The organism is Nitratireductor basaltis (assembly GCF_000733725.1).
GTDB lineage: Bacteria > Pseudomonadota > Alphaproteobacteria > Rhizobiales > Rhizobiaceae > Chelativorans > Chelativorans basaltis.
In genome coordinates, this window is sequence record NZ_JMQM01000002.1 from 530,709 (window position 1) to 555,486 (window position 24,778).

General features: G+C 59.8%; 26 protein-coding genes and 1 other RNA gene. 15 read left to right on the forward strand and 12 right to left on the reverse strand.

Annotation, left to right across the window (positions count from 1 at the left end; all coding sequences use genetic code 11):
• Window positions 1-15: 15 nt before the first annotated feature.
• On the forward strand, window positions 16-783 hold the full coding sequence (locus tag EL18_RS14930; RefSeq protein ID WP_036485956.1) for a glutamine amidotransferase: 768 nt from the start codon (window positions 16-18) through the stop codon (window positions 781-783).
• A gap of 8 nt (window positions 784-791) precedes the next feature.
• On the opposite strand, the gene EL18_RS14935 is transcribed toward EL18_RS14930, so the two are convergent.
• The gene (locus EL18_RS14935) at window positions 792-1,982 is read right to left on the reverse strand and encodes a vWA domain-containing protein (protein WP_036485957.1); all 1,191 of its coding nucleotides are present in this window, start codon (window positions 1,980-1,982) and stop codon (window positions 792-794) included.
• A gap of 63 nt (window positions 1,983-2,045) precedes the next feature.
• On the opposite strand from EL18_RS14935, the gene EL18_RS17865 reads away from it, so the two are divergent.
• The gene (locus EL18_RS17865; protein WP_152553069.1) at window positions 2,046-2,465 is read left to right on the forward strand and encodes a hypothetical protein; all 420 of its coding nucleotides are present in this window, start codon (window positions 2,046-2,048) and stop codon (window positions 2,463-2,465) included.
• Here the strand turns inward: EL18_RS17865 and EL18_RS14940 are convergent.
• Both EL18_RS14940 and EL18_RS14945 read right to left on the reverse strand, forming a co-directional pair.
• Window positions 2,446-2,892: a GNAT family N-acetyltransferase gene (locus tag EL18_RS14940; protein WP_036485960.1), complete on the reverse strand. Its 447-nt coding sequence runs from the start codon at window positions 2,890-2,892 to the stop codon at window positions 2,446-2,448. The two genes, EL18_RS17865 and EL18_RS14940, sit on opposite strands and share 20 nt — an antisense overlap.
• 84 nt (window positions 2,893-2,976) lie before the next feature.
• Entirely contained in the window at window positions 2,977-3,816 is an 840-nt protein-coding gene (locus tag EL18_RS14945) for an AAA family ATPase (protein WP_036485962.1), read from the reverse strand.
• 113 nt (window positions 3,817-3,929) lie between these two features.
• On the opposite strand from EL18_RS14945, the gene ssrS reads away from it, so the two are divergent.
• The 4 genes from ssrS (at window position 3,930) to EL18_RS14960 (ending at window position 6,393) form a co-directional block, all read left to right on the forward strand.
• Window positions 3,930-4,085, forward strand: a non-coding RNA gene (gene ssrS, locus EL18_RS17660) — 6S RNA.
• 51 nt (window positions 4,086-4,136) lie between these two features.
• Window positions 4,137-4,727 (forward strand): 5-formyltetrahydrofolate cyclo-ligase, encoded by a 591-nt coding sequence (locus tag EL18_RS14950; RefSeq protein ID WP_036485964.1) that lies wholly within the window; start codon window positions 4,137-4,139, stop codon window positions 4,725-4,727.
• 9 nt (window positions 4,728-4,736) lie between these two features.
• Window positions 4,737-5,561 (forward strand): TIGR00282 family metallophosphoesterase, encoded by an 825-nt coding sequence (locus EL18_RS14955; protein WP_036485966.1) that lies wholly within the window; start codon window positions 4,737-4,739, stop codon window positions 5,559-5,561.
• Between the two features lie 67 nt (window positions 5,562-5,628).
• Complete coding sequence (locus tag EL18_RS14960; RefSeq protein WP_036485975.1) at window positions 5,629-6,393, forward strand: TerC family protein; 765 nt, start codon at window positions 5,629-5,631, stop codon at window positions 6,391-6,393.
• Between the two features lie 9 nt (window positions 6,394-6,402).
• On the opposite strand, the gene EL18_RS14965 is transcribed toward EL18_RS14960, so the two are convergent.
• Window positions 6,403-7,206 carry an MBL fold metallo-hydrolase gene (locus EL18_RS14965; protein ID WP_036485977.1) on the reverse strand — a complete coding sequence of 268 codons (804 nt, stop codon included), beginning with the start codon at window positions 7,204-7,206 and terminating at the stop codon, window positions 6,403-6,405.
• A 185-nt stretch (window positions 7,207-7,391) separates the two neighbouring features.
• Here EL18_RS14965 and EL18_RS14970 point away from each other — a divergent pair, with 185 nt between their 5' ends.
• The 3 genes from EL18_RS14970 (at window position 7,392) to EL18_RS14980 (ending at window position 10,065) form a co-directional block, all read left to right on the forward strand.
• Window positions 7,392-8,141 carry a YebC/PmpR family DNA-binding transcriptional regulator gene (locus EL18_RS14970; protein WP_036485979.1) on the forward strand — a complete coding sequence of 250 codons (750 nt, stop codon included), beginning with the start codon at window positions 7,392-7,394 and terminating at the stop codon, window positions 8,139-8,141.
• A gap of 17 nt (window positions 8,142-8,158) precedes the next feature.
• The gene (locus EL18_RS14975) at window positions 8,159-8,488 is read left to right on the forward strand and encodes an Rdx family protein (RefSeq protein ID WP_036485981.1); all 330 of its coding nucleotides are present in this window, start codon (window positions 8,159-8,161) and stop codon (window positions 8,486-8,488) included.
• Window positions 8,489-8,640: 152 nt separating this feature from the next.
• Window positions 8,641-10,065, forward strand: a complete 1,425-nt coding sequence (locus EL18_RS14980; RefSeq protein ID WP_036485983.1) for an alanine/glycine:cation symporter family protein — start codon at window positions 8,641-8,643, stop codon at window positions 10,063-10,065.
• A gap of 104 nt (window positions 10,066-10,169) precedes the next feature.
• Here EL18_RS14980 and rpmE read toward each other — a convergent pair whose 3' ends face one another.
• Window positions 10,170-10,391, reverse strand: coding sequence for a 50S ribosomal protein L31 (gene rpmE, locus EL18_RS14985; RefSeq protein ID WP_036485985.1), 222 nt, complete (start codon window positions 10,389-10,391; stop codon window positions 10,170-10,172).
• A gap of 200 nt (window positions 10,392-10,591) precedes the next feature.
• Here rpmE and EL18_RS14990 point away from each other — a divergent pair, with 200 nt between their 5' ends.
• Window positions 10,592-12,397, forward strand: coding sequence for an ABC transporter transmembrane domain-containing protein (locus EL18_RS14990; RefSeq protein WP_036485994.1), 1,806 nt, complete (start codon window positions 10,592-10,594; stop codon window positions 12,395-12,397).
• A gap of 338 nt (window positions 12,398-12,735) precedes the next feature.
• Window positions 12,736-13,404 (forward strand): ZinT family metal-binding protein, encoded by a 669-nt coding sequence (locus tag EL18_RS14995; protein ID WP_036485996.1) that lies wholly within the window; start codon window positions 12,736-12,738, stop codon window positions 13,402-13,404.
• A gap of 55 nt (window positions 13,405-13,459) precedes the next feature.
• Here EL18_RS14995 and EL18_RS15000 read toward each other — a convergent pair whose 3' ends face one another.
• Genes EL18_RS15000 through EL18_RS15010 form a run of 3 tightly spaced genes read right to left on the reverse strand, consistent with a single transcriptional unit; the run spans window position 13,460 to window position 17,027 of the window.
• Window positions 13,460-14,941, reverse strand: a complete 1,482-nt coding sequence (locus EL18_RS15000) for a carboxypeptidase M32 (RefSeq protein WP_036485998.1) — start codon at window positions 14,939-14,941, stop codon at window positions 13,460-13,462.
• A gap of 24 nt (window positions 14,942-14,965) precedes the next feature.
• A complete protein-coding gene (locus EL18_RS15005) occupies window positions 14,966-15,997 on the reverse strand; it encodes a peptidoglycan -binding protein (protein WP_036486000.1) in 1,032 nt (343 codons plus the stop codon).
• Between the two features lies 1 nt (window position 15,998).
• Window positions 15,999-17,027, reverse strand: a complete 1,029-nt coding sequence (locus tag EL18_RS15010; RefSeq protein ID WP_036486002.1) for a MotA/TolQ/ExbB proton channel family protein — start codon at window positions 17,025-17,027, stop codon at window positions 15,999-16,001.
• Between the two features lie 98 nt (window positions 17,028-17,125).
• On the opposite strand from EL18_RS15010, the gene EL18_RS15015 reads away from it, so the two are divergent.
• Window positions 17,126-18,094: an NAD-dependent epimerase/dehydratase family protein gene (locus EL18_RS15015; RefSeq protein ID WP_051914328.1), complete on the forward strand. Its 969-nt coding sequence runs from the start codon at window positions 17,126-17,128 to the stop codon at window positions 18,092-18,094.
• Window positions 18,095-18,110: 16 nt separating this feature from the next.
• On the opposite strand, the gene EL18_RS15020 is transcribed toward EL18_RS15015, so the two are convergent.
• From EL18_RS15020 to EL18_RS15035, 4 genes are all read right to left on the reverse strand, one after another.
• Entirely contained in the window at window positions 18,111-18,911 is an 801-nt protein-coding gene (locus tag EL18_RS15020) for an inositol monophosphatase family protein (RefSeq protein WP_036486004.1), read from the reverse strand.
• A gap of 38 nt (window positions 18,912-18,949) precedes the next feature.
• Window positions 18,950-19,513: an elongation factor P gene (efp, locus tag EL18_RS15025; RefSeq protein WP_036486006.1), complete on the reverse strand. Its 564-nt coding sequence runs from the start codon at window positions 19,511-19,513 to the stop codon at window positions 18,950-18,952.
• 120 nt (window positions 19,514-19,633) lie between these two features.
• Window positions 19,634-20,584, reverse strand: a complete 951-nt coding sequence (locus EL18_RS15030; protein WP_051914330.1) for a tetratricopeptide repeat protein — start codon at window positions 20,582-20,584, stop codon at window positions 19,634-19,636.
• Window positions 20,584-21,240 carry a thiamine phosphate synthase gene (locus EL18_RS15035; RefSeq protein WP_036486477.1) on the reverse strand — a complete coding sequence of 219 codons (657 nt, stop codon included), beginning with the start codon at window positions 21,238-21,240 and terminating at the stop codon, window positions 20,584-20,586. Before EL18_RS15035 ends, EL18_RS15030 begins: the two co-directional genes overlap by 1 nt.
• Before the next feature lie 159 nt (window positions 21,241-21,399).
• Between EL18_RS15035 and EL18_RS15040 the strand changes: the two genes are divergently transcribed.
• From EL18_RS15040 to rcdA, 3 genes are all read left to right on the forward strand, one after another.
• Window positions 21,400-22,170, forward strand: a complete 771-nt coding sequence (locus EL18_RS15040; protein WP_036486008.1) for a sulfite exporter TauE/SafE family protein — start codon at window positions 21,400-21,402, stop codon at window positions 22,168-22,170.
• 80 nt (window positions 22,171-22,250) lie between these two features.
• Entirely contained in the window at window positions 22,251-23,894 is a 1,644-nt protein-coding gene (locus EL18_RS15045) for an acyl-CoA synthetase (RefSeq protein ID WP_036486479.1), read from the forward strand.
• Between the two features lie 353 nt (window positions 23,895-24,247).
• Entirely contained in the window at window positions 24,248-24,778 is a 531-nt protein-coding gene (gene rcdA / locus EL18_RS15050) for a protease adaptor protein RcdA (RefSeq protein ID WP_036486010.1), read from the forward strand.

A 24,778-nucleotide genomic window follows, 5' to 3' on the forward strand; every position in this document is an offset into this window, starting at 1 on the left:
AATGGGCGTTGGGGAATGAGCAACAAGATCCTGGTCGTACTGCATCAGGAGCTTTCAAGTGCGGGTCGGGTCGGGCAGCTTCTGGAAGCCTCCGGCTTCACGCTGGATATCAGGCGGCCCCCGCTTGGCGACCGCTTGCCAGAGACTCTGGAAGAGCATGCCGGTGCTGTCGTATTCGGCGGTCCCATGAGCGCCAATGACCGCGATGAGTTCGTGAAGCGTGAAACCGACTGGCTGGAGGTTCCACTCAAGGAGAACAAGCCGTTTCTGGGCATCTGCCTTGGTGCGCAAATGCTGGTGAAGCATCTGGGAGGGCAGGTGAAGAGCCATGATGACGGTCTTGTCGAGATCGGCTGGTACCCGCTGCGTGCCACCGAGGCAGGGCGCAAGCTCATGCATTGGCCCGAAATGGTCTATCAGTTTCACCGCGAAGGGTTCTCGCTGCCGAAGGATGCCACTCTACTGGCGACTGCCGATCATTATCCCAATCAGGCCTTCCGCTATGGTGAGAACGCCTGGGGCGTGCAGTTTCATGCCGAGCTGACAAGGGTGATGATGCAGCGCTGGGTGGTGCGTGGCGCTCATCGTTTCGTGATGCCCGGCGCGCAGCCCGGTCGCGATCATCTAGGAGGGCGGATGATCTGGGATAGGCATCTCAAGCAGTGGCTGGTCGAGTTCCTGCAAATCATATTCGGAGGTGCGGGCGTGATGGCAGCAGACGGTCGCGATCCGTCACTCAAGCCGACGCATCACGCAAAGGTTGGGCGCCGCGGTATTGCCTGACGCGTAGCTCAGTGCGCGCGGGAAAGTTCCCGCGTGGCCTGTTCAAGCCCCTGAAGGGTGAGTGGATACATCCGGTCGGAGAATATCTCCCGGATCATCTGGATGGAATGCGTATAGCTCCAATGCTGTTCACGCACCGGGTTAAGCCAAACCGCATTGGGCCAATGCTCGAGAGCCCGCTGCAGCCACACCGCGCCAGCTTCCGCGTTCCAGTGCTCAACGGCACCGCCGGGATAGGCGATCTCGTAGGGCGACATGGATGCGTCCCCCACAAAGATCACCTTGTAGTCGGAGCCATATTTGTGAAGCACGTCGAAGGTCGGGATCACGTCTGCATGGCGGCGTGCATTGTCCTTCCACACGCCTTCATAGAGGCAGTTGTGGAAGTAGAAATATTCCATGTGTCGAAATTCGCTTCGCACGGCTGAAAACAGTTCCTCGACTATGCGAATGTGATCATCCATCGATCCACCGACATCAAAGAACATCAGGAGCTTGACTGCGTTGCGCCGCTCCGGCCGTGTCTTGACGTCGAGATAGCCGTGCTCGGCGGTCGAGCGGATGGTCTCGGGCAGATCGAATTCTTCTTGCGCCCCTTCGCGCACCCAGCGGCGCAGGCGTTTGAGGGCGACCTTTATGTTACGCGTGCCGATCTCGATGGAGTCGTCGAAATTGCGAAATTCGCGCTTGTCCCACACCTTCACCGCGCGCCGATGGCGCGACTCGTGTTGCCCGATGCGTACACCTTCGGGGTTGTAGCCATAGGCGCCGAAGGGCGAGGTACCGCCGGTGCCGATCCACTTGTTGCCGCCCTGGTGCCGGCCCTGTTGTTCTTCCAGACGCTTTTTCAGCGTTTCCATCAGCTTGTCGAAACCGCCGAGGCTTTCAACCAGCTTCTTTTCTTCCTCTGTCAGGTGCTTTTCGGCAAGGCGACGCAGCCATTCCTCGGGCAGTTCCCGCGGATCGACGGCGCTCTCGCCCGACACTGCTTCAACGCCCTTGAAGCAATGGGCAAACACCTGGTCGAAGCGGTCGATGTGCCGCTCATCCTTCACCAGCGTCGTGCGCGCCAGATAGTAGAAGGCTTCGATGTCGTAGGTGACCAGATCCGCGTCCATCCCCTCAAGCAGCGTCAGATATTCCCGAAGCGAAACAGGAACGCGCGCGGCTTTCAGCTGAAGGAAGAAGGGGATGAACATTAGATAAAATTGAACCTGTCCAGTTGGAGATGTTTTTTACCTGTTTCAATTACAGGATGCATTATGAACACAGATGAGTTGCATATCGTACTGCGCTCTGCAGAAAAGCTGATTGGGTCGTGGTGGCAAGACGACCGCAGGAACTGGTGTGCCTATTGTGGCATTGCGATGCGCCGACGCGCTGGCAAAAATTCGCCTATACCGCTGAACAAATCTTCTCGAGATCATATCATACCCCGTGTCCATAGCAGCGCTTCACCGACTATTCCCTGTTGTGTTGAATGCAATGGAGTGAAAGGTCGCTCCTCAATGCCTGATTTTCTCAACAGCGAATACTTGAAGACGAAACGAAAAAAGAAGCACAAGCACAAATGGCCGATGGCGGAACTGTGGTTTGTGGCAGGACTGGCTTCGCTGAAAACTTCCCAATCCCTGCTCGCATCGTCTGCGAAGGATCCTAAAACTAGCCTCGCTGATATTTGATGAAGGGCGTCAGTTTCGCGATGCGATCATAAAGCTTGCGGGCGGTTTCGTTGAAGTCCTGTGTCATCCAGTAGACAGCAGCCGCTCCATCTTCGTCCGCCTTGGCGTAGACGGTTTCGATCAGCGCGCGGCCCACGCCCTTGCCGCGGGCTTCCGGGTCCGCATAGAGGTCCTGCAGATAGCAGTTGTTGGCCACGGCCCAGCAGGTGCGGTGATAGATGTAGTGGGTGAGACCAACCGGCTTGCCATCCAACTCCGCGATCAGGCAGTTCGGCTCGAACTCGCCATCGGAGAACAGGCGCTCGAAGGTGCTTGCATAGACTTCCTCGGGCACGCTCGTCTTGTAGAATTCCAGATATTTCGTCCACATGCGGCGCCACTCGGCCTCGTCACCGCGGGTGATCGGGCGGATGGTGATGTTGGTCATGTCGTTCCCCCAGTTTTTGAAACGAAGGATCGTGGCAGCATCAATGGACCAGCTGAATGGGCCAGCGGCGGATATCCTTTGCTTCTATCCCTGCCGGCGCGCCATGAAGGCGAGGCGTTCGAAGAGGTGGACGTCCTGCTCGTTCTTCAGGAGCGCGCCATGCAGCTTTGGCAGCGCGTTCTTCGCGTCTCCGCGCAGATCCTCGGGGGCAACATCATCGGCCACCAGCAGGCGGATCCAGTCGAGCGCTTCGGAGGTGGACGGCTTCTTCTTGAGGCCCGGCACTTCGCGGATCTCGTAGAACTGCTTCAGCGCTTCGGAAACGAGGCGCTGCTTGATCCCGGGATAATGCACTTCGACGATGCGTGCGAGGGTATCGGGCTGGGGGAAGCGGATATAGTGAAAGAAGCAGCGGCGCAGAAAGGCGTCGGGCAGTTCCTTCTCGTTGTTGGAGGTGATGATGACGATGGGGCGCTGTCTTGCCTTCACCGTCTCGCCGGTCTCGTAGACATGGAACTCCATCTTGTCGAGTTCCTGCAGCAGGTCGTTGGGAAACTCGATATCCGCCTTGTCGATCTCATCGATCAGAAGAACCGTCTTCTTCTCGGCGGCAAAAGCCTCCCACAGCTTGCCGCGGCGGATATAGTTGTTGATGTCGTTGAAGCGGTCGTCGCCGAGCTGGCTGTCGCGCAGGCGCGAGACGGCATCATATTCATAGAGACCCTGCTGCGCGCGGGTGGTCGACTTCACATGCCACTGGATGAGGTCGAGACCGAGCGCTTCGGCAACCTGAATGGCCAGTTCCGTCTTGCCGGTGCCGGGCTCGCCCTTGACGAGAAGCGGGCGTTCCAGAGCGATGGCCGCATTGACCGCGACCATGAGGTCCTTGTCAGCGATGTAGGAACCGGTGCCTTCGAACCGCATCAGAGAAATCTCCTGAAGGATTGTTACTTGCCGCGGAAACTATTGACCGGAAATCTTCGTGGCAAGGCTTGAGGGCACTGGCGGAAGGGGTGTGCGCAGACTATATCTGGCATTGCGATCTGCGCTTCCCGACAGGATATCATTTCCCCGGGGCCTTAATGATCCTGAAGGGAGCTGTCCCTGACCTTGCCCGTGGGCTTGGTTACACGGCGCCCACCTACTTTGTAGGTTCCCGGGATCGACAATCCATCGGTCGCCGTGGATCGCATCCTTCTCTTCCTCGCTTCCATCCTGTGCGCCTGCTGGTCTAGGGTCGTTCCATGACGACACTCACCAAGCCTGACCTGAAAAAGAAGCTGCGGCTGGATGCTCTGGCGCGCCGCGATGCCCTGGCTGTCGACTATCGCCTTGATGCAGCCATGTCGCTCGTGGAGTGGGCAGCCGAGATATGCTCAACGCCACCGGACGTAGCCGCCGGGTTCTGGCCCATCCGCTCCGAAATGGACGTGCGACCGCTGATGCATGCGCTGGGAGCCCAAGGCGCGCGTCTGGCATTGCCGGCCATCCTGGACAGCCAGACCATCGTCTTTCGAGAACTCATCCGAGGTGCAAAGCTCGTTGAAATGGGTTTCGGCACCAAGGGGCCGGATGTAGAGGCGCAGGTGCTGATGCCGGACCTCATACTGGTACCGCTTGCCGCCTTCGATGCGCGGGGTCACCGGATTGGCTATGGTGGTGGCTTCTACGACCGGGCGCTGGCACGCATGGCTGCACAAGGTCACATGCCGAAGCTTGTGGGTATTGCCTTTGACTGCCAAGAGGTGGACGAAGTGCCCGACGAGCCACATGATGTCGTCCTTCCCGAAATACTCACGGAAAGCGGCTTGCGCCGCTTCGCGCCTGACCTGTAGAAGCCTTCCATGCGATTTCTGTTTCTTGGCGATATGGTCGGCCGTGCCGGCCGCAATGCGGTGTTCGAGCGGCTGCCAGGCCTGATCTCGGACTTCAATCTCGATTTCGTTGTGGTGAATGGAGAAAACGCTGCTGGCGGTTTCGGCATCACCGAGGAAATCTTCAACAACACGCTCAATGCCGGCGCTGACGTGGTGACGACGGGCAATCATGTCTGGGACCAGCGCGAGGCCCTGACCTTCGCACCGCGGGAGGAACGGTTTCTGCGGCCCGCCAATTTCCCAAAGGGGACGCCGGGCCATGGCTCGGGCGTCTTCATGGCGAAGAATGGTGCACGCGTGCTGGTTGCCAACATCATGGGCCGCGTCTTCATGCATCCCGAACTGGACGATCCGTTCTCAAGCGCGGAAGAAATCCTGTCAGCCTGTCCGCTGGGGGATCAGGTGGATGCGGCAATCATTGATTTTCATGCCGAGGCGACCTCGGAGAAAATGTGCATGGGGCATTTTCTTGATGGCCGGGCCAGCGTGGTCGTTGGCACCCATACGCATCAACCGACCGCCGATCACCAGATCCTGAACAACGGCACCGCCTATCTGACAGATGCCGGCATGTGCGGCGATTATGACTCGTCGCTGGGCATGGAAAAGGAAGAGCCGCTGCACCGTTTTCTGTTCAAGGTGCCGAAGGGGCGGTTCGAGGCTGCGACCGGGCCAGCGACTGTCTGCGGTCTGGCAGTGGAGATTTCCGACCGGACGGGCCTTGCCGAAAAGGTGGCGCCGCTGCGTCTCGGCGCGCGTCTGGAGGAAACAATACCCGCCTTCTGGCGTTGACCGCCAGCATCTGCCACCACATAACTGACGCCATAGTTGAGCGGATTTTCGAGAGGGACTACTGATCATGGAATGGCTTGCCGGGCATTTTGAGTTCGTTTCCAATCCAGAGGCCTGGGTGGCGCTCTTTACGCTCGTCGTGCTCGAGATCGTGCTCGGCATCGACAACCTGATCTTCATCTCCATCCTGACGAACAAGCTGCCCAAGGAGCAGCAGAAGAATGCCCGCCGCCTCGGCATCGGTGCGGCACTGATCCTGCGCCTTGCGCTTCTAGGTACGATTTCGATCATCGTTCAGCTGACTGACCCGGTTTTCGAAGCCTTCGGTCACGGCTTCTCATGGCGTGACCTGATCCTGATCGCCGGCGGTCTCTTCCTTGTCTGGAAGGCGACAAAGGAAATCCACCACTCGGTGGACCCTGTCGATCAGAAGGACACGATGATGGGCAAGGTGAACATGACACTGGGTGCGGCGATCTTCCAGATCCTGCTGCTCGATCTCGTCTTCTCCATCGATTCCATCATCACCGCCGTCGGTATGACCGATGAAATCGCGATCATGTTCATCGCCGTTATTTCCGCCGTGACCGTGATGCTGCTGGCCGCTGAGCCGCTGTCGCGCTTCATCGACAAGAACCCGACCGTCGTGATGCTGGCGCTGGGCTTCCTGCTGATGATCGGTATGACGCTCATTGCCGATGGCTTCGGCTTCCACGTGCCGAAGGGCTATATCTACGCAGCAATGGGCTTCTCGGCTCTCGTGGAAGGGCTCAACATGCTGGCACGGCGCAAGCGTGAGCGGGATGCGAAAAGCCAGTCGACGCTGCACTAGAGCTCACGCTCAAACCCCGGCGAGGATGACAATGGTCGGTCGCCGGGGCAGGCTTGAAAGCGAGACCTCGAGGCTGTTGCTTTCGCGGAAGTCCAGATCGAATGCCTCGCCCATGCGGCCGGTGAATGCCGACATGGGTGTGCGATGCCGGTGCATGGGCAGGATGATCGAGGACGAGAGCCGGCGCGTTATCTCACTCATTCCGTCCAGAGCCAGTGTCATGCCGCCATCTACCGGTACCATCACGATGTCGAGGCGGCCGATCTCGGCATAATGCGTGTCCGTCAGGCGATGGTGCAGGTGTCCCAGATGGCCGATGCACAGGCCGGCGACTTCAAAGATGAAGATCGAATTGGCATCTTCCTCGAAGACGCCGTAGCGGGAAATGTCCGTCGTGACGTTCCGGATATACACATCATCCACCAGCAGCGAATGCGAAATCCCGCCGCCTTCCTCGTTCCAGCCAGGGAGAATATGGGCGATCTCGGGAGATGGAGAGCGGGTGAAATGCGTTGTGTGGGCCTTGTTCATCGTGACAACGTCCGGCGTCGGAGATGCACCATATGCGCCGGAAAAGTCGGTCGCTATGCGTATGCCCGCCGGCGTGTCGATGAGATAGGTCGAGTGCCCCGCATAGGTAATACGAACCGTATCGCCCGCTGCTGCTTCGACAAGTGGGGCAGAGACATAGACTATATCGGGCAGAGCTTGGGCCACCGCCATACAGGTGCTGGGGCGCTGCATCTGTGCCCAGGTGGGCGAGGCCAAAAGGAATATGAAGCTTGTGAATGCGAACAGTCTGGCGACGAGCATGGGGCGTCCTCCCTGTTGCGGTGCGCCATCCTAGAGCGAAGTGCAGTGGATGCGAAGCAGGTTGTGGTTGATGTTGCGCAAATGTGAAGAGCGCCGGAATGGCCGTGCTGCTGGACGTTGCGCCTCAATTTCACTATAAGGCGCGGCAATCTGAACATGCAGAATAAGCCCGGAGAAGGAGCCCCATGGCCGGCCATTCCCAATTTAAGAACATCATGCACCGCAAGGGTCGTCAGGACGCAGTGCGCTCCAAGATGTTCTCCAAGCTCGCTCGCGAAATCACGGTTGCTGCCAAGGCCGGCTTGCCTGACCCTGCGATGAATCCGCGCCTGCGTCTGGCCATTCAGAACGCCAAGGCGCAGTCCATGCCAAAGGACAATATCGAGCGCGCCATCAAGAAGGCATCCGGTTCGGATTCGGAAAACTATGATGAGGTACGCTACGAGGGATACGGTCCCGGGGGCGTGGCCGTCATCGTCGAGGCGTTGACCGACAACCGCAATCGCTCGGCCTCCAATATCCGCGCTGCCTTCACCAAATCGGGCGGTTCACTTGGCGAGACGGGGTCCGTCGCCTTCATGTTCGATCGCGTCGGAGAGATCATCTATCCTGCTTCTGCAGGCGATGCCGAGAAGGTCATGGAAGCGGCCATCGAGGCTGGCGCACAAGACGTGCAGTCGGATGAGAACGGCCATGTCATCATCTGCACATTCGAGGATATTGGCGACGTTACCACTGCCCTTGAGGAAAGCCTGGGCGAGGCGGAATCGGTCAAGGCCATCTGGAAGCCGCAGACGGGTACACCCGTTGACGAGGAGCGCGCGCAGTCGATCCTCAAGCTCATTGCGACCCTCGAAGATGATGATGACGTGCAGAACGTCTATGCGAATTTCGAGGTCGACGACGAGACAATGGCCAAGCTCAGCGCGGCCTGATTTCGGGAGCGCCGGTGATGAGTGCAGACATGTCTTCCCCGGCGCACCGCATCACGATTACCTATTGCACGCAATGCCAGTGGCTTTTGCGCGCGGCTTGGATGGCGCAGGAACTTCTGTCCACCTTCTCGACAGAGCTTTGCGCAAGCGAGGTCTGCCTGCGCCCACGCAGCGGCGGGATTTTCCAAATCGAGGTCGATGGCGAACTGGTTTGGGATCGCAAACGTGACGGCGGCTTTCCTGACATCAAGACGCTGAAGCAGATCGTACGGGATCATCTCGATCCCGAACGTGATCTTGGGCATATAGATTCCGCTTCCACTCGCCACAGCGACGACACGCCCTAGTTTTCATCACGATTCTGTCGCTGCCGGGATGGACACTTGCCAGCCAGGCAGCAATATGACGGAATGATACACGCATAGCGTGTGTTTGTTTGGAGGGCAGGTGCCCGTATACGCGCCTGACAATGCTGCTATTGAAGCGGGAAGGGACATTGATGTCTGCCATTATAGATTTCCTGAATAACATTCTTTGGGGCTACATCCTCGTTTATGGTCTGCTGGGGGTGGGCCTCTATTTCACCTTCAGGCTGAAACTGATCCAGATCCTGCATTTCGGGGAAATGTTCCGCGTCATCCGCTCGTCGCGGAGTGAGGACAAGGCGGGTATCTCGCCCTTTCAGGCGCTGACTGTCAGTCTTGCCTCACGCGTGGGTACGGGCAATCTCACCGGTGTTGCTGTCGCCCTCAGTCTCGGCGGACCGGGTGCGATCTTCTGGATGTGGATGGTGGCGCTGGTCGGCATGGCCACGGCCTATTCGGAGAGCACACTGGCGCAGCTCTACAAGGTGAAGAACCAGAATGGCCGCTATCGTGGCGGGCCTGCCTTCTATATCGCGCGTGGGCTTCGCGCGCCCTGGGCGGGCGCCTTGTTCTCGGTCTTCCTGATCCTCGCATTCGGCCTGATCTTCAATGCGGTGCAGGCGAACTCGATCGCAGATGCCATGGAGGGCGCTTTCGGTGTTCCGAAAATCGGCGTTGGCGTGGTGATCGCAATTCTCGCGGGGATCGTGATTTTCGGTGGCATCCGCCAGATTGCCCGCGTGGCCGAGGTTCTCGTACCGTTCATGGCGATCCTCTATCTGCTTCTGGCGGTCTATATCCTGATTACCAATATTGGCCAGGTGCCCGGCGTATTGGCCGACATCGTCGGCAGCGCATTCGGTCTGCGGGAAGCTGCAGGCGGAGCGACCGGCGGAGTCATGGCCGCGCTGCTCAATGGCGTGAAGCGCGGCCTGTTCTCCAACGAGGCGGGCATGGGTTCGGCACCCAATATCGCTGCGGTTGCCACGCCAGAGCCGCACCACCCATCCTCGCAAGGCTTTGTGCAGGCGCTGGGCGTGTTCATTGACACGATCCTTGTGTGTACGGCGACAGCGGTGATGATCCTGCTGTCGGGCGCTCTCGTGCCAGGAAACGGTGTTGAAGGTGTACAGCTGACGCAGGATGCGCTTGCCACCCATATCGGGGGAGCAGGGGTCTATTTCATCGCCATCGCGATCTTCTTCTTCGCCTTCACCTCGATCATCGGCAACTATTCTTATGCGGAGAATGCGATGACATTCCTCGGAATGGGCAGCGGTCTGCCGATCGTACTGATGCGCGTGGCCGTGCTTTTGATGGTGCTGTGGGGTGCCTATGAGAGCGTCGCTACGGTCTTCAATGCGGCCGATGCATCCATGGGTCTTATGGCGACGATCAACCTGATCGCTATCGTTCTGCTCTCGGGAACAGTGGTGAAGCTGACACAGGACTATCTCAAGCAGCGCAAGGCGGGCGAACTCCCCGTCTTCCATGCTGCCGATTATCCAGAACTTGCCGGCAAGATCGATCATACGATCTGGCATGAAAAGAACGGCTAGCAGCAACAGTCTCAAGCCCCTGCGGGGGCTGGAACCCGAGCCTTACAAAAAAGAAAAAGCCCGGCGCGATGGCCGGGCTTTTTGCTTTGAACTTTCGAAGCGGCTTAGATGCCGAGACCTTCGTAGCGCTTCTTGAAGCGCGACACGCGGCCACCGCGGTCGATCAGGGTCTGGTTGCCACCGGTCCATGCGGGATGCGTGGAGGAGTCGATGTCGAGCTGAAGGGTGTCGCCTTCCTTGCCCCAAGTGGAGCGGGTCTCGTACTCGGTGCCGTCCGTCATGACGACCTTGATGGTGTGATAGTCGGGATGGATATCGGCTTTCATCGCTCGGTCCTAAAATTCCTGTTGGTCACTTCGCGCCGGCTGCCGATGCGGCAAAGTCGCCCACGCTCAAAAACTTGAAGCCGCGGCCAATGAGGGCTACGGCTTGCCTGAGGTTGGCGTGCCTATACATCACGCGCAGTTCAGACACAAGGGGGCTTGGGCAGTTGGTGCTGCTTCAGCCTTCAGGCGGGCAGGGCATAATGCAGGTTGACGAGAAGAATGAAGGCAGATCGCGGCGCTCGCTGGGACCGTTGCGCCGGCTTGTGCCTTATGTCATGCGTTATCCCGGCCTGCTGGTGGGAGCGTGCATCTTTCTGCTGATGGCCGCGGGTGCCACGCTGACATTGCCGCTGGCCGTGAGGCGGATGATCGACCACGGATTCACCGAATCCGACAGTGCCTTCATCGCCAGCTATTTCTCCATGCTGATCGTGGTGGCGGCAGTGCTCGCCGTTGCTTCCGCCGGGCGCTACCTCTTTGTCATCACGCTTGGCGAACGTGTCGTTGCAGATCTGCGCGAGGACGTGTTCGCACATGTCATGAAGCTGTCGCCGGGCTTTTTCGATCGCGAGCAATCCGGTGAGATCGTTTCGCGATTGACTGCCGATGCCACCCAGATCAAATCCGCCGTGGGGGCATCCGCCTCGGTTGCCTTGCGCAACACGCTCATGGGGGCAGGCTCCGTGGCGATGATGGTGCTTACCAGTCCCAAGCTTTCACTTCTGGTGGTGGTGGCGATACCGTTCATCGTGCTTCCGCTCATGGCGTTCGGGCGCTCCGTTCGCCGCCGCTCCCGCATCGCACAGGACACGCTCGCCGAGGCTACGGCTTTCGCAGGAGAGCAGATTGGTGCAGTACGGGTGGTGCAGGCATTCACGGGTGAGAAACGCGCTGCAGGACGATTTTCCACCGCCGTCGAGGCGGCCTATCAAGCAGCACGCAAATCCATCCTCGCGCGATCCGTCCTGACCTTCTTTGCAATCTTCACCACTTTCACCTCTGTCGTGGCAGTGCTTTGGGTCGGTTCTCATGCTGTCCTCTCGGGCGAGATGAGCGGCGGGACGCTCGGTCAGTTCCTGCTTTATGCGGTGCTTGCCGCCGGCGCCCTGGGCGCCTTGTCGGAAGTCTGGGGTGAGCTTTCGCAGGCCGCCGGTGCGGCTGAACGCATGGGTGAGTTGCTGGATGAGAAACCTTCTGTCGCAGCTCCCCTGAAACCGGAGGTGCTGCCCTCGCCGACGCGCGGCGAAATCAACTTCGAAAATGTCGGTTTTGCGTATCCATCACGGAAAGGAACTGCCGCGCTTCACGGGTTGAACCTTTCGGTGAAACCCGGGGAAACCGTGGCGATCGTCGGTCCATCTGGAGCAGGTAAGAGCACGCTGTTCGGCTTGCTCCTGCGCTACTATGATGTCACTGCAGGAAAGATCACGGTAGACGATGTCGATATCCGGACGGTTGATCCCGAAGCTCTGCGCGAGCGTCTGGCGATCGTCCCTCAGGATGTGACGGTGTTTTCCGGCAGCGCAGCAGACAATATCGCCTTCGGAAAACCCGATGCGACAGCAGCTGAAATCGAAGCGGCAGCGAAGGCGGCACTTGCGGACGAATTCGTCAGCGCGCTGGAGCAGGGATACGAAACACCCGTCGGCGAACGCGGAGTGACGCTTTCAGGCGGTCAACGCCAGCGTCTGGCCATTGCGCGGGCGCTTTTGAGAGATGCTCCGATCCTGCTGCTTGATGAAGCCACGTCCGCGCTCGACGCCCATAGCGAGGCGCTCGTCCAGAAGGCGCTGGAACGGCTGATGGAAGGGCGCACGACCCTGGTCATTGCGCACCGGCTGGCGACGATTCTCAAGGCGGACCGCATCCTCGTCATGGAGGAAGGTCGGATCGTGGAAGAAGGCACGCATGAGGAACTGGTCGCGCGCGGAGGCGCTTATGCGCGTCTCGCCAGCCTCCAGTTCGATTCCGGGTCGAACGCGTTCAAGAGTTCGGCCGCGGTGTGAACGGCACGACGCCGGTTTGCTGCGGCCTGCTTGCATGAATGAAGTCCGAGGCCACCGGACTGCCCTCCATGCGCTTGGCTTAATGCTAGCCATCTGTAGCCGCGTGGTCGTGCTGTGGCCGGAGCTGCGGCCACCAGCGGCATTCATCCATGCTTCCTCGCAGTTTTTCCGGCTGAATTTCCTCGTTTCCCATCTTCAAAGTTGAGCATCCCGAGCATCGCCTTCGGGTGGATGCTTTGGGCGTACGGGTTGCAATCAGTTGTTGCAAATCCTCTCGGGCCCGGATAGACGGAATATGTAATGTAATAGCATAACAAATCCACCCAAGGATATTCTGCATGAAAAACATCATCAAGATTGCTGCTGTTACCGCCAGCCTGTTTGTTGCAGCCGGTACGGTCCAGGCTGATGGCAAAAAGGAAAGCCACTCGGAAAAGCATGCCCACTCGCACTCGCATTCCACCGAGGCAGAAACGAAAATTTACCAAGGCTATTTCGAGGACGGCCAGGTGCAGGAACGGACCCTGGCAGACTGGGAGGGCGAGTGGCAGTCGGTTTTCCCATATCTGCAGGATGGGACGCTGGACCCGGTTTTCGCCCACAAGGCTGAAAATGGTGACAAGAGTGCTGAGGAGTACAAGGCCTATTATCGGAAAGGATACGAGACCGACGTCGACCGGATCGAGATCAAGGGCGACCACGTGACCTTCTCGAAGTCCGGAGCTTCCTTCTCTGGTACCTATGCTGGCGATGGCTACGAGATACTGACCTATGAGAAGGGCAATCGCGGGGTCCGCTTCATCTTCAAGAAGACGGAAGGCGACGATTCAGCACCCGACTACATCCAGTTCAGCGACCATATCATCGCGCCGAAGAAGGCAGACCACTATCACCTGTATTGGGGCGATGACCGCGCGGAACTCCTGAAGGAGCTGAGCAATTGGCCGACCTATTACCCGGCCGCGCTGACGGGCGAGCAGATCGTGAAAGAAATGACTGCGCACTGAGCCGTTGGGAGAGTCTGGAGCGTCACCGGCGGGACCGGTGACGCGGATCTCAGTTTCAGCCGTAACGCTCTTCCAGATGCTCGCGGAAGTGTCTAGCATTGAGCGGTTCGCCCGTGGCGCGCTCGATCAGCTCCGGGGTGGACCAGCGTGATGCCTGGCTCCAGATATGCTTGCGCCGCCAGTCGTTCACCGCCTCGAACTCGCCGCGGGAAAGCTGGTCATCCAGATCTGGTATCTCCCGCTTGATCGCGTTCCACTGCTGGGCGGCCATCATCGCGCCGAGCGTGTAGGAGGGGAAATAGCCGAATGCGGATGAAGGCCAATGCACATCCTGCATCGGTCCATCCTTGGGCGAGTCGATGGTGGAGAGACCGAGATAGCGCTTCATGCGCTCGTCCCATGCTTCCGGCAGATCCGTGACCTCAAGCGTCCCGCCGATCAGCTCCTGTTCTATTTCAAAGCGCAGGATGACGTGGAGCGGATAGGTGACCTCATCGGCATCGACGCGGATCAGGCCGCGTTCGACGTGATGCACATGGTCTAGTATTTCGTCCTGCGACCAGCTCTCGCCGAGATGCTGTTCAACCAGCGGCAGCGCCCAGTGCCAAAAGGCCGGATTGCGACCGATCTGCTTTTCGACAAACAGGCTCTGGCTTTCGTGCATGGACATGCCACGCGCTTCTCCCAAGGGCCAATGCGCCCATTCCTTGGGCAGGTTCTGTTCGTAGAGGGCGTGGCCGGTTTCGTGCAGCGTGCCCATCAGCGATGACAGGAATTCGTCCGAACGGTAGCGCGTGGTGATGCGCACATCGGTTGGCACGCCACCGCAGAAGGGATGGTGTGAGACGGAAAGGCTGCCGCGTGTGAGGTCGAAACCGACAGCGGCCATCATGGCAAGCCCCAGCTCACGCTGCTTCTCGATCGGGTAGTTGCCTGAAAGCGGGCGGGTGGGGGCCTTTTCGCGGCGCTTTTCCTGCACTTCGAGTGCGCGCGGCACAAAGTCGACGAGAAAGGTTTTCAGTTCGTCGAATACCGGCGCAATCTGCTCGACCCGACTGCCGGGATCATACATTTCGATCAGCGCATCATAGGGGGAGAGGCCGAGGACTTCGCCGCGACGGGCAGCTCGTTCGCGCTCCAGCTCAACCACTTCCTGCAAGACCGGTGCGAAACCTGCCCAGTCATTGCGGGCGCGCAGATCACGCCAAAGCTGCTCGCAGCGCATGGAAGCGCGCGTTTGCCGCTCCACGAATTCGGGCGGCAGGCAGGTGAGGCCGACATAGCGGCGGCGCCATTCGCGCACTGCCGCCTTCTGGTCATCGCTCAGATCTTCCTGCTCCGCGGCATCCAGCCAATCGCCAATTTCCGGAGCGACCGATTCGCGATGATGCATGCCCGAGAGCACCGACATGGCTTCGGCCCGCGCTTCGCCGCCGCCCGGCGCCATATGCGTGGCTTCATCCGCCCCCAGTATGGAAAGGGCGTGCGAGAGGGCGTGCAGCTTCGTTCCGAGCTTGTCGAGCTTATCAAAGGACATGGACAATACCTGGTTGGATAGGAATCAGCGTTCGGTCAGCTTGAGTTCGATGCGGCGATTACGATCACGGGCTTCGGGCGTATCGGACGCATCGAGCGGTTGATATTCACCAAAACCCGCTGCCACCAACCGGTTTGCGGGCACGCCCTGCTCGATGAGGAATTTCACGACGGCCGTCGCGCGTGCGGTGGAGAGTTCCCAATTGTCGCGGAAGCGACCGGTGCCGGACAAGGGCACATCATCGGTGTGGCCGTCGACGCGCAATACCCAGTTGATCTCGGGCGGAATTTCCTGCTGCAGATCGAGAATGGCCTCGGCAAGCTTCTGCATTTCTTCCCGTCCGCTGGGATTGATCTCGGTGGCGCCGGAGGGGAACAGGACCTCCGACTGGAAGACGAAGCGATCGCCAACGATGCGGATGTTCTCGCGATCGGAAAGGATCTCGCGCAGCCGTCCGAAAAAGTCGGAACGGTAGCGGTTCAGTTCCTGCACGCGCTGGGCAAGCGCGACATTGAGGCGGCGGCCAAGATCTGCGATTTTCGCGCGGGATTCCTGGTCACGCTCTTCCGATACGTCCAGAGCTGATTCCAGGGCTGCAATCTGGCGGCGCAGTGCGGAGATCTGCTGATTGAGCAGCTCGACCTGCGAGAGAGCGCGCTGGCTGACGCCGCGTTCCTCGTTCAGTTCTTCGGTCAGGGCGCCCAGACGCGCCCGGGCCTCTTCACTCTGTCCGCTGCCGCTAGCCAGGAGTTGCTGAAGGCGCGATTGTTCTTCGGTAGCATCTTCCAGGGAGGCACGCAGACTGGCGATCGTGTCTTCAGCATCCTGATTGCTGGCGCGCTCCAGGGCGAGAAGCTGCGTCAATTCATTGATCTGTGTGTTCAGGCGGTCGAGCACCTCGTCCTTGCCCGAGATTTCGCGGCTCAGGAAAAACTGCGCCAGCACGAAGACCGACAGCAGGAACATGATGGCCAGAAGCAGCGTGGCCATGGCATCAACGAAGCCAGGCCAGTAGTCGACGCTGCCCGTCCTGCGCCTGTTGCGCGCCAGAGCCATCTTATTCGCTGTCCTCGCGTTCGCGCTTTTTCAGGGAGACTGCGATACTTTCCAGTGTCTCGCGCAGGGCGCGCTGGTCTGATGCCTGCGCTTCCACCCAGTCACGCATCATCTGCTGTTCCTGACGCATGTTCTTCACAAGGCCGGAAATGCCTTCCGCCAGCGAGGCCATGGCGGCTGCGGTCTTCGGATTGGAGGCACTGCCACTTTCCTGCATGTTGCGCAGTTTCTCGGCCAGTTCCTTCAGTTCCTCGGACTGTCCGGCACGCGTGCCTTCGCCAAGATCGGAACCCAGATCGGTGACGGTGGAAAGCCAGTTTTCCAGCTCCACATAAAAGCGGTTCTGCGCACGCCCGGCCTGCAGATCGAGGAAGCCAAGCACGAGCGACCCGGAAAGGCCGAAGAGTGACGAGGAAAAGGCAGTGCCCATCCCGGCAAGCGGTGCAGAGAGCCCGGTTTTCAGCGAATCCAGGATGTCGTTGGCCGAACCCGTACCGGGATCGAGAGACTGGATCGTATCGCCGATCGAGCCAATGGTCTGCAGCAGGCCCCAAAAGGTGCCGAGCAGACCGAGAAAGACCAGCAGGCCGATTAGATAGCGTGACGTGTCGCGGCTTTCATCGAGGCGCGTGGCGATGGAATCGAGGATCGAGCGCATCGAGCTCGTCGAGAGGGCCATGCTGGAGGACCTGCTCAACAGAAGCTTCATGGGTGCGAGCAAAACAGGATCGGTGGCTTCCGTCCCCGCCAGGAAGGAATTCACCCATCGTACTTCGCGGAAGAGCCGGATCACCTGCAAGAGGGCCAGCAGAACGCCGATTGCCAATACACCAAGGATCAACCCGTTCAGGCCCGGATTGCTCTGGAACGCCGCGGAGATCTGGCGATAGAGAATTGCGGCCACGAACCCGACAATGGCCAGAAAGATGAGCATCGAATAGAAAAAGACGTGGGGGCTCGAAAGGCTTCGCGGATCATATTGTTCATCCACGGTGAGACGTTCCGCTCCCAGCGATTTCATGAAGGCCATTCTCTCCTCATCGGTATGTGCCCGAGCGCCCAGACTGTAAGCGCAATTGTGACCAAATTGAAAGCCGGTTGCGGCGCTGGGGCAACGTGTAGCATGTAATGCCGGTTCCGCCATATGGCGCGGATGCAGCAATGGTGGGTGCAGAGACGACAATGAAGATTGTGGTGACCGGAGCAACGGGCTTTGTCGGCCGACATCTGTGTCGGGCGCTCGGTACACGTGGATATCAGGTGCGCCGCGCCTTGCGCAGCGCGGGCGTTGCGGCCGACGCAGATGATGTGGTTGTTGGCGAAATCGGCCCGCGCACAGATTGGTCGCGAGCGCTCGTCGGAGCAGATGCCGTGGTGCATCTCGCGGGCCCGGCACACGGGCGCGTGCGTGACGATGCCGCGTTCTTTTCAACCAGTGATGCGGGCACAGCACGTCTGTTGGAGGCGATGGAGGAGGCTGATCTGCCGGTCATGGTCAATATGAGCAGCATCGCAGCGCGTCGTGCGGAAGAGGAAGGCGATGGCGCTTCCGCCTATGGACGGTCGAAGCTTGCGGGAGAACGGCGTGTCTCAGGCTTCGCGAAGGGAGGTGGGCTGCTTGCCATCAGCTTGCGCCCGCCCCTTGTCTACGGGGCAGATGCGCCAGGCAATTGGGCACGGCTCATGCGTCTTGCACGCCTCCCGCTGCCGCTGCCATTCGCCTCTGTCAACGCGGCGCGCAGCTTTTGTGCAGTGGAGAATCTGTGCGATGCGATCATCAGTGCCCTTGAGGCCGGTGCATCAGGAGCCAAGGGGGCCGGGGTCTACGAAATATGCGATGCGGAGACGGTCACACTTGCGGAAGTGCTGACACTGCTTCGCGCGGGCGCCGGGCGTCGTGCGCATCTTGTGCCGGTGCCCGTCGGACTGCTGCGTTCAGGCATCGAGGCGGCCGGCATGCATCAACTGGCTGAACAATTGTTCGACCCTCTGTTGCTCGACGCATCACCATTTGCGGAAAGATTTGGCTGGCAGCCGCCTGTGGCAGCGCCGGATGCCATAAAAGCCTGCTCAGCGCGGAAGAGCGTGCCGCGCTGAGCAGGATTCATCCAGATCAGTCGCGCTTGGAAGCCTTCTGCAACTGCTTGAGCAGGGCGCGGTGGATCAGTTCGTTGCCGGCTACCACATTGCCGGTCTCGAAGATCTTCTGCCCCCCGGACCGGTCGGTGGCAAAACCACCTGCTTCACGCACCATCAGCAGGCCGGCTGCCATGTCCCAGGGCTGCAAGCCGTCTTCCCAGAAACCGTCCATTCGACCGGCGGCGACATAGGCCAGATCAAGCGCGACTGCGCCCATGCGGCGGATGCCGGAGACCTCGCCCATGATGTGACGCAGGTCGAGCAATGCCTGCCCGTGGTGCCCGCGACCCAGATGCGGTATGCCCGTGCCGATGACACTGTCAGTCAGTTCGCGGCGGGCCGCCACGCGCATGCGCCGGTCATTGAAGAATGCACCACCGCCGCGTTCTGCCGTGTACAGCTCGTCCATGGCCGGATTGTAGATTACGCCGGCAACGATCTGGCCCTGACGTTCAAGCGCGATGGAGACGCCGAAGATCGGGATGCCATGCAGAAAGTTCGTTGTGCCGTCGAGCGGGTCCACGATCCAGCGATGCTGGTCGTCGCCGCCTTCCACCACGCCGCGCTCTTCCATCAGGAAGGCGTAGCCGGGACGGGCGCGCGACAGCTCCTGGTGCACGATTTCCTCTGCACGGCGGTCGGCCTGGCTGACATAGTCGCCCGGTCCCTTGAGCGAGACCTGCAGGTTCTGCACCTCGCCGAAGTCACGGGCCAGTGAGCGGCCTGCCTTCATGGCGGCCTGCACCATGACATTGATGATCGCGGAGCGCGCCATCGCGTCTGTCCTCGTAAGTTGTTCTGCGAAAAGCCGGTTTAGTCGGCGCGACGCAGATAGGTGATTTCGTTGGTGTCGACGACGATTTTCTCGCCGGTCTGGATGAAGGGCGGCACCATCACACGCACGCCATTTTCCATGACTGCCGGCTTGTAGGAGGATGCAGCCGTCTGACCCTTCACCACCGGATCAGCCTCGGCGACTTCAAGCGTAACCTGATCCGGCAGCGAGATGCCGATGGGCTTTTCCTCGTAGAGTTCGACCGTCACGGTCATGCCGTCCTGCAGGAATGCGGCGCGGTCGCCCACGAAGTCCTTCTGCAGTTCAAGCTGCTCGTAGGTTTCGGCGTCCATGAAGACGAGTGCGTCGTCCTGCGCGTAGAGATAGGAGAAGTCCTTCTGCTCAAGGCGAACCTTCTCAACCGTCTCGGCAGCGCGGAAGCGCTCGTTCAGCTTGGTGCCGTCGATCAGGTTCTTCATCTCAACCTGGTTGTAGGCGCCACCCTTGCCGGGCTTCACGGCATTGGTCTTGACCGCTACCCACAGCCCGCCATTGTGTTCGATAACATTTCCCGGACGGATTTCGTTTCCGTTGATCTTCATCTGGTCTGTCCTGATAAGAGACGCGCTCAGGCGTTTTTGTCGGCGTTCCAAGACCATAAAATGGGCTGGGAGGCAAGACAGGCAAGCCAAAACACTGCCTTAGAAGCTGGTTCGCCGTTCCTATCGGCGCAGTTGGTTGGCGCGCTGCAGAGCCTGTTCAACCTGCTCCTGGGTCAGTCCGTTCATGAAATCTTCCATCTCGCGGTCAACCAGGCCCGCACGGCGGGCCAGTATGTACCAGGCGGAAGCGGCAATCGGATCACCCTCGACACCTATGCCGGCCCGGTAGAGCTTTGCCACCCGGTTTTGTGCGGCAACATTGCCGCTGTCGGCTGCACGTTTCAGCCAGCCAAAACCGGCTTCGGGATTGGCTTTTCCGCCGCGCCCTTCGATAAGCCAGGTGCCGAGATCGAGTTGGGCGGTGTCGAAGTTCTGGCGCGCGGCCCTTGCAAGCCAGCGCCTCGCCTCCGCGTCATCCTGTTCCTTGCCGCCGATTCCGTTCGCATAGACGAGCGCGAGCGCATATTGGGCATCGGGAAGGTTCGCCTTGGCGGCAGCCTCATAAAGTTCGACTGCTTCCTTCTGTGCCTGTGCGCCGCCGCCATTGGCAAGGATGAACTGGGCGAGGTTGAATTGCGCCAGCCGGTGTCCGGCTTGTGCCGCCTTCTCCAGGAGCTCGCGCGCTTTCTCCAGGTCCTTCTCGACGAAGTTTCCGTCGACGAGCATCAGCGCATATTGAAGCTGTGCCTCGGCAACGCCCTGTTCTGCCGCTTTCCCATACCAGCTTGCCGCTTCGCGCGCATTGCGCGGTACGCCCAGCCCACGGGCGTGTATCTCTGCTATCAGGGTTTGCGCCGCGGCATCGCCTGCTTCCGCTCGCGGTGTGGCGAGGCGAAGGGCGGTTATGTAGAGCCCACGTTGAAAGGCTCCGAAAGCAGCATCCGTGCGTTTGCCGAAGCGGCTGGGATCAACTTCCTCGATCTGCGGTTCGCCGGCGGCCTGCTGTTCCTGGGCACCGAGGGGCTGCGCCAGCAGCATTGCCGCAAGCAGGAAGCTAGCGCGTCGCAGCATCAGCTTTCGCTCTCCGTTCGTGATGCTGCGGCTTGGTCGAGCATGTTGTTGGCATTGCGCACCGCTTCAGCCGCGTCCACATCACTGCCGAACACGATCTGCGAAGCAGCGACAAATTCCGTGCCCGTTTCGGCGACGGTGCGGATTGATGCCGGATCCGATCCTGCCATGACAATGCAGGGTACTTCGATCATCTGCGCCCACCAAGTGCCGAGCGTGATGTTGCGCGGGTGTGGCTCGGGGGTGTTGTCGTAGCCGAAGCGGCCGAAAAACATGTAGTCTGGCTGTGCCTCGCCAAGATCAAGCGCAACGTCGCGCGTGCGGGCACCGCCGCTGCCGACGATCATGCGGTTCTGATACTGTCGGATGGCGTCATCGAGTTCGAGACGATTGCCATCGACATGTATGCCGTCCGCGCCAATGCGCGCAGCCACACGGGGAGCGCCGGCGATGAGGGAGGCTGCGCCGGCTTCCTGCGCAATCTTGGACAATGCCGCTGCATGATCCTGGAACTGGTCTTCATCCATTCCCCAATCGGGGATGATGACGGATGCGACGTCGCCTGCGTCAACGGCCCTTTGCAACCGCTCCGCCACATCGGCTACGGTCGCGATATCAGGCGTGATCAATACGAGGCGGCAGCGTTCTGTCTGCATGTGCTGGCTTTCACTTTCCATGACTGGCATTGTGGGCAAACTCTCATCTTTCGCATAGTCCCATGTTCCATGGGCAGGCAAGGCTTTATCCTATTGCGTCGATGTCACGACCCATTGCGGGGCGAAGAGCATTGATGTGTGCTGAATTCGGGCGACAGAATGACGGATCTTCTAACCCAGCCACAATTCATCGCCGCTGCAGTCGTGGCGGTGCTGCTCGTGGGGATGTCCAAAGGCGGCTTTGGCGGCGCAATGGCCTTGCTCGGCGTGCCCATTCTATCGCTTGTCGTTCCGCCGGTGCAGGCGGCGGCCATCCTGCTGCCGATCCTGATCGTGATGGATATCGTCTCCCTCTGGGCATGGCGTGGAAATTTCGATCGGCGCACGCTGATGGTGATGTTGCCCGGTGCGATGATAGGCATTGGAATAGGCTGGCTTACGGCAGCGATCGTAACAGAGGCGCATGTGCGCCTGATCGTGGGGGTGGTGGCGCTCGTCTTCTTTCTGCGCTGGCTGGTAGAGAAGGCGGGCCGCCGGGAACGGGTGAGCGAGCACAATGCGCCGCGCGGCGTCTTCTGGGGATCGATCGCGGGCTTTACAAGTTTCGTGGCCCATGCCGGCGGACCGCCCTACCAGGTCTATGCGCTGCCCCTGAAGCAGGACCCGAAGCTTTATACCGGGACAAGCGTGGTTTTCTTCGCCGTTGTGAATGCCGTGAAGCTGGTGCCATATTTTGCGCTGGGGCAGTTCGACACGACCAATCTCACGATCTCCCTCGCGCTTGCGCCAATTGCACCGCTGGCCACCCTTGCGGGGGTATGGCTCATCAAGAGGATGCGGGCGGAGATTTTCTATCCACTGATGTATGCCATGGTGTTCATCGTCTCCATCAAGCTCATTCATGACGGCGTTACCGGCATCTGGGGCTAGGTCGAACGTCGTCTCGAGGAGGTGGTGACGGCACCGCAACTGTGTGCTTTAACTGGGAAAACCGCCTTGGGAGGGGCATGATGGTGAACCCGTACGAACTTGATCTCGACCGTAATCCCGCGAACCACCAGCCGCTGACTCCGCTAACGCTGTTCGAGCGTGCAGCCAGGACATTTCCCGATCAGCCGGCGATCATTCATGGCCGCATCCGTCGCAGCTACGCCGAATTCTATGAGCGGTCCGTGAAGCTTGCATCCGCACTGGCGCGCAACGGTATCGGCAAGGGCGATACGGTGACCGTGATGCTCTCCAACACGCCGCCCATGCTGGAGGCGCATCATGCTGTGCCGATGACACAAGGCGTGCTGCACTCCCTCAATACCCGACTTGATGCGGCCATCATCGCCTTCCAGCTGGATCACGCGGAGAGCAAGGTCGTCATCGTGGATCGCGAATTCTCCGCGGTCATGCGCGAGGCCTTGGCGCAAGCGCATGTGGAGCCGCTCGTGATCGACTTCGATGACAGCGAGTATCCCTCGGATGCGCCATATCCGAAGGGTGAGCGGATCGGACGCATAGACTACGAGGAGTTTCTCGCCTCAGGCGATCCCGAATTCAGGTGGAAGATGCCGGATGACGAGTGGGATGCGATCTCGCTCAACTATACTTCGGGCACGACGGGCAACCCCAAGGGGGTCGTCTACCATCACCGCGGGGCGGCACTCATGTGCTACTCCAACACCGTACATGCCAGCATGCCGCGCCATCCGGTCTATCTGTGGACGCTGCCCATGTTCCACTGCAACGGATGGTGCTTCCCTTGGACTCTTTCGGTGCAGGCCGGCACCCATGTATGCCTGCGTTGGGTACGCGCCAAAGCCATGTATGACGCGATTGCCGATCATGGGGTAACCCAGATGTGCGGCGCGCCGATCGTCATGTCGACGCTCATCAACGCAACCGAGGAGGAGCGGCGGGAATTCGATCAGACGGTCGTGTTCAACACTGCTGCCGCACCACCGCCGGAATCAGTGCTTTCCGGCATGGCCGAGCAGGGTTTTCAGGTGACCCATCTCTATGGCCTGACGGAGACCTATGGCCCATCCGTGGTCAATGAATGGAAGGCGGACTGGAGCAATCTGGAGCCGGCGGAACAGGCAAAGCAGAAGGCGCGCCAGGGCGTGCGCTATGCATCGCTTGAGGGACTTACCGTCATGGATCCCGTCTCGATGAAGGAAACGCCGCGGGATGGTGAAACCATCGGCGAGGTGATGTTCCGCGGGAACATCGTGATGAAGGGCTATCTGAAGAACCCCAATGCGACGCAGGAGGCTTTCGCGGGCGGCTGGTTCCATTCCGGCGACCTGGGAGTGATGCATCCCGACGGCTATATCCAGCTCAAGGACCGCTCAAAAGACATCATCATCTCTGGCGGCGAGAACATCTCGTCAATCGAGGTCGAGGACGCACTCTACAAGCATCCCGCTGTCGCTGCCTGCGGTGTGGTTGCCAAGGAGGATGAGCGCTGGGGCGAGACACCGATCGCTTTTGTCGAGCTGAAACCCGGGAAAGAGGCAACGGCGGAAGACCTGATCGCGCATTGCAAAAGCCTGCTTGCCTCGTTCAAGTGCCCGAAGGAGATCCTCTTCGAGGAGATCCCGAAGACCTCCACCGGCAAGATCCAGAAATTCCGCCTGCGGGACATGGTCAAGAAGGAAGAGTGAGTCGGTCCAACGGCACGGCAATGGCGTTGCTTCACGGGTGCATGACCGGCTTTTAGTCAAACTTAACTGCGCATGTTAACCATGCATTAAGCTTTATGAGTGTTTACTGTGGGTATCCAGTGATCTGGATTCTTACCGAGTGGCTGGTGCCATTCTGTTTGACGCCTCCCTGTTAAACTCCTGAGAGCCGCGTTTGCGGCTCTTTTTTTCGCCCGATTGTGCGTTAACCTTTTGTTAAGAGGGGACTTGCCTTCACGCGGAGTGAGGCGCATCTTCCCCGCCAACTTTTCACAACCAGCGTCTCAAGGCTTTGCAGCTGGCGCGTAGAGTAAAGATTTCGGGGCGGATCTCGCATGGTAACGACGGGTACGGGCAGCGCCAAAACAGTCAAGCTGGCCGAGCGAAGGGTTTTCTCCCAGTCATTCAAGCCGCTCTACAATGAGGGCATGGGGCTGGTTGAGGAAGCGGCGGAATATCTGGACGGACCGGGTCGTGCAGCGGCCAAGGGCCTGTCGAAAACCGCTGCCGGTCTCTATGCCGCCGAATCCATGCGCCTCACCACCCGCCTGATGCAGCTTGCCTCCTGGCTTCTTCTCCAGCGTGCGGCCAATGCCGGCGAAATGACGCGCGAACAGGTAGCAGCCGAGAAGGCGAAAGTGCGCCTCGATACCGCATCCACCGGACGTGATGCACCGGGTTGGGAAGGACTGCCGGAAGAGTTTCGCGATCTCGTCGACCGTTCGCTGCGTCTGGAAGCGCTTGTGCGTCGCATGGATGAGGAAATCTACGGTCCTCATGAGGACGAGAGTGACGACGGGGCGCTGAGCACGAATCCCGTTTCCGACCAGATCACGCTTCTGCGCACCGCATTCGGCCGCGGCTGA